The organism is Nonomuraea sp. NPDC050783 (assembly GCF_040802095.1).
Taxonomy (GTDB): Bacteria; Actinomycetota; Actinomycetes; order Streptosporangiales; family Streptosporangiaceae; genus Nonomuraea.
Genome location: NZ_JBFAHK010000053.1, coordinates 1 through 10,944, shown reverse-complemented (window position 1 = coordinate 10,944; position 10,944 = coordinate 1). Strand labels below are relative to the sequence as shown.

3 protein-coding genes are annotated in these 10,944 nt (G+C 76.2%); all 3 read right to left on the bottom strand.

Translation table 11 applies throughout. The annotated features are described in order from the left end of the window. Positions 1 to 1,950, bottom strand: a 1,950-nt coding sequence (locus AB0H75_RS49930; RefSeq protein WP_367809107.1) for a type I polyketide synthase, incomplete at its 3' end; no start/stop codon positions are given. Between the two features lie 16 nt (positions 1,951 to 1,966). Beyond that, positions 1,967 to 7,285, bottom strand: a complete 5,319-nt coding sequence (locus tag AB0H75_RS49925) for an SDR family NAD(P)-dependent oxidoreductase (protein ID WP_367809105.1) — start codon at positions 7,283 to 7,285, stop codon at positions 1,967 to 1,969. After that, positions 7,275 to 10,898 carry an SDR family NAD(P)-dependent oxidoreductase gene (locus tag AB0H75_RS49920; RefSeq protein WP_367809103.1) on the bottom strand — a complete coding sequence of 1,208 codons (3,624 nt, stop codon included), beginning with the start codon at positions 10,896 to 10,898 and terminating at the stop codon, positions 7,275 to 7,277. Before AB0H75_RS49920 ends, AB0H75_RS49925 begins: the two co-directional genes overlap by 11 nt. Positions 10,899 to 10,944: the final 46 nt, after the last annotated feature.

Here is a 10,944-nt window from a genome sequence, read left to right as displayed (position 1 = left end):
CACCACCTGCGCCGCCACCCCCGCCGCCGCCCACACCCGCGCCAGCGACACCATCACCGCCCACAACACCGGCTGCACCACCGCCGACCCCACCAGCTCCGGCGCCCCCGCCTCCCCCCGCAACACCCCGGCCACCGACCACCCCGTCAACGACCGCACCACCGCATCACACCGCTCCAAGGCCTCCCGGAACACCGCACACGAATCCAGCAGCTCCACCGCCATCCCGGCCCACTGCGACCCCTGACCCGGGAACACCAGCACGACGCCACCGTCACCGGGCGTGACACCGGTGATCACCGAAGCGTGCGCCCGTTCCTCCGCCAGCGCGTCCAGCCCGGCCAGCAAGTCGTCCCGGCCGGTGGCGACCACCACGGCCCGGTGCATGAAGCGCGCCCGCCGGGCGAGCGTCCGGCCGGCTCCCGCCAGGTCCTCCTCGGGCAACGACGCGGCGTACTCGCGCAACCGTGCCGCCTGCGCCCGCAACGCCCCCACGCTCTTGCCCGACACCACCCACACCAGCACCCCGGCACCGGCCAGCGGCACCTCCCCCGGACCCACCCCCACCGGCTCAGGCGCACTCTCCACGATCACATGCGCATTCGTCCCACTGACCCCGAAACTCGACACCCCCGCCCGCGCCGGCCCCGCCAACTCCACCGGCTCCACCAGCAACCGCACCCCACCCGCCGACCAATCCACATGCGAAGTCGGCTCGGTGACGTGCAGGGTTCTGGGCAGGACGCCGTTGCGCAGCGCCATCACCATCTTGATCACACCCGCCACCCCGGCCGCCGCCTGAGTGTGACCGATGTTGGACTTGACCGAGCCCAGCCACAGCGGCTTGTCGGCGGGCCGCATCCGGCCGTAGGTGGCCAGCAGCGCCTGGGCCTCGATGGGATCACCCAGCGTGGTACCGGTGCCGTGCGCCTCCACCACATCCACGTCCCGGGTGTCCAGCAACGCGTCGGCCAGCGCCTGCTGGATCACCCGCTCCTGCGCCGGACCACTGGGAGCGGTCATACCGTTACTGGCCCCGTCCTGATTGACCGCCGTACCCCGCACCACCGCCAGAATCCGCCGCCCATTACGCCGCGCCTCCGACAACCGCTCCAGCACCAGCACCCCCGCGCCCTCCGCCCACGCGGCCCCGTCCGCCGACGCCGAGAACGACTTGCAGCGCCCGTCGGGCGCGAGCGCCCGCTGCCGGGAGAACTCCACGAACGGCACCGGCGACGACATGACCGTCACGCCGCCGGCCAGCGCCAGCGCGCACTCGCCGCGCCGCAGCGCCTGCACCGCCAGGTGCAGCGCCACCAGCGAGGACGAGCACGCCGTGTCCACCGTCAGCGACGGCCCCTCCAGGCCCAGCGTGTAGGAGACCCGGCCGGAGACGACGCTGGGGGCGCTGGAGGTGAACAGGGAACCCTCGACCGACGCGGGCGCCCCGGCCAGGAAGCGGGTGGAGTAGTAGTCGTACATGTTGCCCGCGTAGACGCCGGTGCGGCTGCCGCGCAGCGTGCCGGGCTCGATCTCGGCCCGCTCCAGCGCCTCCCAGCAGGTCTGCAGGAACAGGCGGTGCTGCGGGTCGGTGGCCAGGGCGCTGCGCGGGCTCATCCCGAAGAACGCCGCGTCGAAATCTCCCGCGTCGTACAGGAAACCCCCGTACCGCGTGTACGACTTGCCGGCCGCCTCAGGATCGGGGTCGTACAGCTCCTCCACGTCCCAGCCGCGATCGTCGGGGAACTCGCCGATCGCGTCCGCGCCCGAGGCGACCAGCTCCCACAGGTCCTCCGGCGAGCCCACGCCGCCCGGGAAGCGGCACGCCATGCCGACGATCGCCACCGGCTCGTGCCTGCGGCTCTCCTCGTCGGCCAGCCGCCGCCGGGTGTCCGCCAGCTCGACGGTGGCCCGTCTGAGGTAGTCGCGCAGCTTGTCCTCGGTCCGCATGGGTGGTGCCTTCCGCTCACAGTTCGTTGTCGATGAGGGCGAAGATCTCCTCGTCGGAGGCGGAGTCGATCTTCTCCATGACGGTCTCGGGGGTGTTCTGGGGCGCGCCGAACCTGGCCAGGCCGCTCTGCAGCACGGCGACGAGCTTGCTGCGGATGGCCTCGCCGTCCTCCTTGGCGCTGCTGAGCATGGAGCCGACGCGTTCGAGCGCGCCGCGCAGCGTCTCCTCGGGCGAGGGCGTGGTGGTGGCGGGGGCCAGGGTGCTGAACAGGTACTCGGCGAGCGAGCCGACCGTGGGGTGGTCGAAGACGAGCGTGGCGGGCAGCCGCAGCCCGGTGTCGGCGTTGAGCCGGTTGCGCAGCTCGACGGCGGTCAGGGAGTCGAAGCCGAGCTGGGTGAACGCGCGGTCGGCGCTGATCCGGTCGGCGTTGCCGTGCGCGAGGACGACGGCGACGTGGCGGCGGACCCGGTCGGTGAGCAGGCGCAGCCCTTCCTCCCTGGTCAGCTCGGCCAGGCGGGCCATCAGCGAGGTCAGGCTCTCGCCCTGCTCGCCGCCCGCCGCGGCCCGCCGGGGGGCGCGGACCAGGCTCTTCAGCAGGTGGGGCAGGTCGCCGTGCTCGGCCCTGGCCCGCAGTCCGGCGTTGTCCCAGCGCACGGCCACCACGAGCGGGTCGCCGGCGGTCAGCGCGGCGTCGAACAGGGCCAGTCCCTGCTGGACGCTCAGCGGGGCGATGCCGGCCCGCGCGAGCCTGGCCACGTCGGCCCGGCTCAGCTCGCCGCTCATGCCGGACGCGGTGTCCCACAGCCCCCAGGCGACGGAGACGGCGGGCAGGCCGAGGTCGCGGCGGTGCTCGGCCAGGGCGTCGAGGAAGGCGTTGGCGGCGGCGTAGTTGCCCTGTCCGGGGTTGCCCAGCACGCCGGCCAGGGACGAGAACAACACGAACATCGACAGCGGCCGGTCGCGGGTCAGCTCGTGCAGGTGCCAGGCGGCGTCGGCCTTCGGCGCGAGCACGGCGGCCACCCGCTCCGGGGTCAGGTCGCCGGCCAGGGCGTCGTCCAGGACGCCGGCCGTGTGCACGACGCCGGTCAGGATCGGCACGGTGGCGAGCACGGACTCCAGGGCGGCGCGGTCGGCGACGTCGCAGGCGGCGACGGTGACGCGCGCGCCCAGCTCCTCCAACCCGGCGACCAGCCCGGCCGCGCCGGGGGCGTCGGGGCCGCGGCGGGACACCAGCAGCAGGTCGCGCACGCCGTGCCGCTCGACCAGCCGCCGCGCGACCAGCGCGCCCAGGCCGCCGGTGCCGCCCGTGACCAGCACGGTCCCCGGCAGGTCCGGTGAGGCGGCCGGGGCGGGCGCGCGGCGGGCCAGGCGGGGCACCAGGAGCCCGCCGCCGCGGACGCGGACCTCCGGCTCGCCGGCGGCGGTCACCCGCGCCCAGTCGGTGTACCCGTCCTCGGCCTCGGCCAGCACGAACCGGCCCGGCTGCTCCGCCTGCGCCGCGCGCACCAGCCCCCGCACGGCGGCGCCGGCCAGGTCGCCCGGCCGGGTGACGAACAGCAGCCGGGACTCGGCCAGGCGCTCGTCCTGGACGGCGTCCAGCACCTGCGCGGTGAGCCGGCGCAGGGCGGCGGGCACGCCGTCGCGCCCGCTCGCGCACGGGATGACGACCGCGTCGGCGTCGCCGGGCTCGGCGGCGGCCTCGACCCAGTCCACGCCGTAGGAGGCGGGCGCGGCCGGGCCGCCGAGTGCGCCGGCCGGCATCGGCCGGGTGCGGACCGAGGCCAGCGAGAACGCGCGCCGCCCCGAGGCGTCGGCGGCCTCGATGGCCCATCCGTCGTCGCCGGTCCCGGCCAGCCGCACCCGCAGCTCCCTGGCCCCGGCGGCGAGCAGCCGGACCCCGCGCAGCTCGAACGGCAGGCGCAGGCCGTCCCCGGCGTCCCCGGCGAGCAGCAGCGGGTGGAACATGGCGTCCAGCAGGGCCGGGTGGATGCCGTACCCGTCGGGGTCCACGTCGTCGGGCAGCGCCACCTCGGCGTACAGCTCCTCGCCGCGCCGCCAGGCGGCGCGCAGGCCCTGGAAGGCGTGGCCGTACTCGTAGCCCTGCTCGGCCAGGCGCTCGTACCCGCCGGCCAGCTCGACGGGGGCGGCGTCGGCGGGCGGCCAGGCGGCGGCCCAGGCGCAGTGCCCGTCGCCCTCCCGGTCCTCGGCGAGCGCGCCGGACAGGTGGCGGGTCCAGCCCGCCTCGGGGTCGGCGGCGGGGCGGGAGTGGACGCGGACGGCGCGCGTGCCGGCGTCGTCCGGCGGGTCGGCCACGATCTGGACGGTGACGTCGCCGCGGGCGGGCAGCACCAGCGGCGCCTCGAACATCAGCTCCTCGACCAGCCCATGGCCGGTACGCGCGCCGGCGGCCAGGACGAGGTCGGCCAGCGCCGCGCCCGGCAGGACGGCCGACCCGGCCACCACGTGGTCGGCCAGCCAGGGGGCGGCGGCGACCGACAGGCGGCCGGTGAGCGCCACGGGCCCGTTGTCGGCCAGCTCCACGGCGGCGCCGAGCAGCGGGTGCCCGGCGTCGTGCAGCCCGGCGGCGGACAGGTCGGCGCCCCGGGACGGGCCGCCGAGCCAGAAGCGCTCGCGCTCGTAGGCGTAGCCGGGCAGGTCGAGGCGGCGGCCGTGGCGGGACAGCGCGGCCCAGTCCACGCCGGCCCCGGCGGCCCAGGCGCCGGCGAGGCAGGCGGCCAGGGCGTCCGGCTCGTCGCGGTCGCGGTGGTGCAGGGCGAGGATCGGGGTGTCCTCGCGGGTGACGCAGTCGTGGGCCATGCCGGCGAGCACGGCCCGCGGCCCGACCTCCAGGTAGACGCCGGCGCCGCCCTCCTCCAGCGCGCCGACGGCCTCGTGGAACAGGACGGGCCGCCTGATCTGGTCGATCCAGTAGTCCTGGGCGGACCAGTCGCCGCCGGGCAGGCCGGTGACGTGCGGGAGGCGGCGCTCGCCGAACGTCACGCCGGCCAGCTCGGCGGCGAACGCGGCGAGCATCGGCTCCATGAGCGGCGAGTGGAAGGCGTGGCTGACCGGCAGCCTGCGGGTGCGCCGGCCCCGCGCCCGCCAGTGCTCGGCCAGGGCCAGGCAGGGTCGCTCGGCGCCGGAGATCACGACGCTCGCGGGGCCGTTGACGGCGGCGATCCCGACCTGGCCCTCCAGCCCGGCCAGAGTGAGCGCGACCTCGTCGGGGGTCGCGGCGACGGCGACCATGGCGCCCGGCTCGCACAGCTCCCGCATGAGCCGGCCGCGGGCGGCGATCAGGCGGGCCGCGTCGGCGAGCGACCAGACGCCGGCCACGTGGGCGGCGGCGTACTCGCCGACCGAGTGCCCGGCGACCACGGCGGGCCTGACGCCCAGCGACGCCAGCAGCCGGTGGGCGGCCACCTCGAAGGCGAACAGCGCGGGCTGGGTGTAGGCGGTGTCGTCGAGCAGGTCCGCCTCGGAGGTGCCCGGCCCGGCCCACATGATCTCGCGCAGCGGGCGGTCCAGGTGCGGGGCGAGCGCGGCCAGCACCTCGTCGAGCGCGGCGGCGAACACCGGGGAGGCGGCGGCCAGCTCGCGTCCCATGCCGGGACGCTGCCCGCCCTGCCCGGTGAACAGGAACGCCAGGCGGGGCTGCTCGCCGGCGACGCCCTCGACGACGCCGGGGACGCTCTCGCCGCGCGCGTAGCGGGCGAGGCGGCCGGTCAGCTCCTCGCGGTCGCGGCCGAGCACGACGGCGCGGTGCGGCAGGGCGGCGCGGCCGGCCAGCGAGTACGCGACGTCGGCCGGCCCGGGCTCGCCCCCGGAGGTGACGAAGGCGTGCAGCCGCCCGGCCTGGGCGGTCAGGGCCTGGGGGCTGCGGGCGCTGACCGGCCAGGCGAGCGGGCCGGTGAAGGCGGGGGCGGGCGGCGGCTCGGGGGCGGGCGCGTACTCCTCGACGACGGCGTGGGCGTTGGTGCCGCTGATGCCGAAGCTCGACACCCCGGCGCGGCGCGGCTGGTCGCCGCGCGGCCATTCCGCCTGCTCGGTGAGGAGGCGGACGTTTCCCGCCGACCAGTCCACGTGCGGGGTGGGCTCGGTGACGTGCAACGTCCTGGGCAGGACGCCGTTGCGCAGCGCCATCACCATCTTGATCACACCCGCCACCCCGGCCGCCGCCTGCGTGTGACCGATGTTGGACTTGACCGAGCCCAGCCACAGCGGCTTGTCGGCGGGCCGCATCCGGCCGTAGGTGGCCAGCAGCGCCTGGGCCTCGATGGGATCACCCAGCGTAGTACCGGTGCCGTGCGCCTCCACCACATCCACGTCCCGGGTGTCCAGCAACGCGTCGGCCAGCGCCTGCTGGATCACCCGCTCCTGCGCCGGACCACTGGGAGCGGTCATACCGTTACTGGCCCCGTCCTGATTGACCGCCGTACCCCGCACCACCGCCAGAATCCGCCGCCCGTTACGCCGCGCCTCCGACAACCGCTCCAGCACCAGCACCCCCGCGCCCTCCGCCCACGCGGCCCCGTCGGCGGTGGCCGAGAACGACTTGCAGCGCCCGTCGGGCGCGAGGCCGCGCTGGCGGCAGAACTCGACGAAGGCGTCCGGGGAGGCGAGCACGGTGACGCCGCCGGCCAGGGCGAGCGCGCACTCGCCGCGCCGCAGCGCCTGCACCGCCAGGTGCAGCGCCACCAGCGAGGACGAGCACGCCGTGTCCACCGTCAGCGAGGGCCCCTCCAGGCCGAGCGTGTAGGAGACCCGGCCGGACAGGACGCTGGGCGTGCTGGAGGTGAGCAGGCTGCCCTCCAGCGCCGGGGGGACGGCGCCGTGCATGTAGCGCGAGGAGTAGTCGTTGTGCATGTTCCCGGCGTAGACGCCGGTGTCGCTGCCGCGCAGGGCCGCCGGGTCGATGCCGGCGTGCTCCAGGGCGTCCCAGGACGACTCCAGGAACAACCGGTGCTGCGGGTCGGTGGCCAGGGCGCTGCGCGGGCTCATCCCGAAGAACGCCGCGTCGAAATCTCCCGCGTCGTACAGGAAACCCCCGTACCGCGTGTACGACTTGCCGATCGCCTCCGGATCGGGGTCGTACAACTCCTCCACGTCCCAGCCGCGGTCCTCGGGGAACTCGCCGATCGCGTCCACCCCTGAGGCGACCAGCTCCCACAACTCCTGCGGAGAGCCCACGCCGCCCGGGAAGCGGCACGCCATGCCGACGATCGCCACCGGCTCGTGCCTGCGGCTCTCCTCGTCCGCCAGGCGCTGGCGGGTCTCGGTCAGCTCGACGGCGACCCGCTTCAGGTATTCGCGAAGCCTGTCCTCATTGGCCATGGCCGGGCCCTTCCAAGGTCCTCAAAGGGGATGTCATCGATCGGTTGTCGATCAAGGCGAAGATCTCCTCGTCCGAAGCGGACACGATCTCCTCCGCGGCGCCGTTCGCGCCGGGCCGGTCGGTGGCCGAGGCGGCGGCCGTGGTGGTGCCGATCCTGGCCAGCGCGCTCTGGAGGATGGCGGCGAGCCGGCGGCGGACGGCGTCCGTCTGGCCGTTGGCGGCCAGCAGCGCCGCCTCCGCCTGGTCCACGGCGGCGCGCAGGGCGTCCTCCGGCGAGGGCCCGTCGGGGGCCAGCGAGTGGAACAGGTACTCGGCGAGCGAGGTGACGGTCGGGTGGTCGAAGACGAGCGTGGCGGGCAGGCGCAGCCCGGTGTCGGCGCCGAGCCGGTTGCGCAGCTCGACGGCGGTCAGGGAGTCGAAGCCCAGCTCGTTGAAGGCGCGGTCCACCTCCACGCTGTCGGGGCCGGAGTGCGCGAGCACGGCGGCCACGTGGCCGCGTACGAGCTGGACGAGGTGGGCTCGGCCGTCCGGCTCCGCCATCGCCGCCAGCCGCTCGGCCAGCCCCGGACCGGCGGCGGGGGCCGCGCTCGCCTGGCCCGGCGTGGCGGTCCTGCGCGGGGCGCGGACCAGGCTCTTCAGTACGGGGGGCAGGTCGCCGTGCTCGGCCCTGGCGCGCAGGCCGGCGTTGTCCCAGCGGGCGGCGACCAGGAGCGGGTCGGTGGTGGTGAGCGCGGTGTCGAACAGGGCCAGGCCCTGCTGGACGCTCAGCGGGGCGATGCCGGCCCGCGCGAGCCGGGCCAGATCGGTCTGGTCGAGCGTGCCGGTCATGCCGGACGCCGCCTCCCACAGGCCCCAGGCCACGGACACGGCGGGCAGGCCGAGGTCGTGGCGGTGCTCGGCCAGAGCGTCCAGGAAGGCGTTGGCCGCCGCGTAGTTGCCCTGGCCCGCGTTGCCCAGCACGCCCGCCACCGAGGAGAACAGCACGAACATCGACAGGGGGTGGTCGCGGGTCAGCTCGTGCAGGTGCCAGGCGGCGTCGGCCTTGGGGGCGAGGACGGCGGTCACCCGGTCGGGGGTGAGGTCCTGAACGAGGGCGTCGTCCAGGATGCCGGCGGCGTGCACGACGCCGGTCAGGCGGGGCGCCGATTCGATGATGGCGCGCAGGGCGGTGCGGTCGGAGACGTCGCAGGCGGTGACGGTGACGTGCGCGCCCAGTTCCTCCAGCTCGGCGACCAGGTCCAGTGCGCCGGGGGCTTCGAGGCCGCGGCGGGACAGCAGGAGTAGGTCGCGGGCGCCGTGCTGTTCCACGAGGTGCCGGGCGACCAGCGCGCCCAGGCCGCCGGTGCCGCCCGTGACCAGCACCGTCCCCGGCAGGTCGGGAGAGACGGCCGGGACGGGCTCGCGGCGGGCCAGCCGTGGAGCGAGCAACGTGCCGTCCGTAGCGGCGAGCTGGGTCTCACCGGCGGCGACGGCGGCGGCCAGCCGGTCCCAGCCCGGGAAGCCCGCGGGCAGCTCGGCCAGCACGAACCGGCCCGGCTGCTCCGACTGCGCCGACCGGGCCAGCCCGCGCACCGCCGACCCCGCCAGGTCTCCCGGACGGGTGACGAGGACCAGCCGGGAGCCGGCGAACCGCTCGTCCCCGAGCCAGCCCTGCACCAGGTCGAGCGCCTGGCCGAGGCCGTCGTGGGCCGCGTAGGGCAGGTCCTCGGGATCGCCCTGGAGGGGGGCCAGGACCAGGCCGGGGACCTCGCCGGCGCTCATGTCGGCCAGGGAGGCCAGGTCGTAGTAGCGGGGGGCCGGGACGCCGGCGGCGGACAGCTCCGCCTCGATCTCGTCGGCGAGCGCGTCGAACCCGACCACGGCCCAGCGCTGCCCGTCCACCGGGGTCCGGGCCGCCTCGGTCCACTCGATCGCGTAGGCGGGCGTGGCGGTGGCGGGCCGGGAGGCGTTCCGCGCCGTCCGGCGCAGGGCCAGCGTCTCGACACCGGCGATCCACTCGCCCGTCCCGTCGAACAGGGCCAGCGAGACCCGGTCCTCGCCGCGCTCGTCGAGGCGGACGCGCAGCGTGTCCGCGCCGAGCGCGGCCACCCGCACCCCGCTCCACGAGAACGGCAGCAGCAGGGTGTCCCCGGCGTCGTCCGCCCCGGCCACGACCAGGTGCAACGCGGCGTCCAGCAGCGCGGGGTGCAGGGCGAAGCGGGCGGCGTCGCCGCGGGCCGCCTCCGGCAGGGCGACCTCGGCGTACGCGGGGCCGCCGGGGACGCGCCAGGCGGCGCGCAGGCCGCGGAAGGCGGGGCCGTAGCCGTAGCCGCGGGCGGCCAGCCGCTCGTACAGGTCGTCGGGGTCCAGCTCGGTGCCCTCCCGGGGCGGCCAGGAGAGGCGTTCCTCGGGGGTCCCGTCCGGCGTGGCGGCGGCGAGCAGGCCGTGCGCGTGGCGGGTCCAGGGGTCGTCGTCCGTGCGCCGGGCGTGGACGTGCAGCGCGCGGCGGCCGTCCTCGTCCGGGCCGCCCACCGTCACCTGGAGCTGGGTCGATCCGGTGTCCGGCAGGGTCAGCGGCGCTTCCAGCGTCAGGTCCTCGACCAGGTCGCAACCGGCGCGGGAGGCGGCCTCCAGCGCCAGCTCGGCGAAGGCCGTGCCGGGCAGCAGCACCACGCCGTCCACGGCGTGGTCGGCCAGCCAGGGGGTCGCGGTGAGGGACAGGCGTCCGGTCAGCAGGAAGCCGTCGTCGGCGGCCAGCGGCACGGCCTGGTCCAGCAGGGGGTGCCGGGACGAGGCCGCGTCGGCGTCCAGCCAGTGGCGGGTGCGTTGGAAGGCGTAGGTCGGCGGCTGCCGATCCGGACGCGGACCGTCCCCGAGCACCGCCGGCCAGTCCACCGGGGCGCCCTGCGTCCAGGCGTGGGCCAGCGAGGCCAGCAACCGGGCCGCACCGCCCTCACCCCGCCGTAACGACCCGCACACCCCCGCCGCCACCTCGGCGTCACGGCAGATCTCCGCCACGTCGTTGACCAGCACCGGATGCGGGCTGACCTCCACGAACACCGGCCTGCTGACCTGCCGGGCCGCCACCCGCACCGCCGCGTCGAACGCCACCGTCCGGCACAGGTTGTCCACCCAGTACCCGCCCGTCAACTCCGGCCCGTCCAAAACGGTGCCGGTCACCGACGAGCAGAACCCCACCTCGGCCCGCCCCGGCCGCACCTGCGCCAGCACCGCCGCCAGCTCACCCTTCAACACCCGCATGTGCGGAGTGTGCGAGGCGTAGTCCACGGCGATCCGCCGCACCCGCACCCCCCGAAACACCACCAGCTCCTCGGGCGTCGGGGCCACCACAGCCGGTCCGCCCGGGCCCACGCCCGCAGCGGCCGATCCGGTCACGGCGGCCGATTCGCCGCCGGCGGCGGGTCCGTGCGGGGCGAGCTCGTCGGCGGCCGGCTCGTCGGCGGCCGGCTCGTTGGCCGCAGCCGACAAAGCCACCAGCTCCTCCACCGCCGCCACCTCCCCCGCCACCACACACCCCGCCGGACCCGACTCCACCGCCACCCACAACCGCCCCCGCCAGCGCTCCGCCAGCAACCCCTCCGCCCGCGAAGCCGGCACATCCAGCGCCGCCATCGCACCCGAACCCGCCATCCGCTCCAACGCCCGGCTCCGCACCACC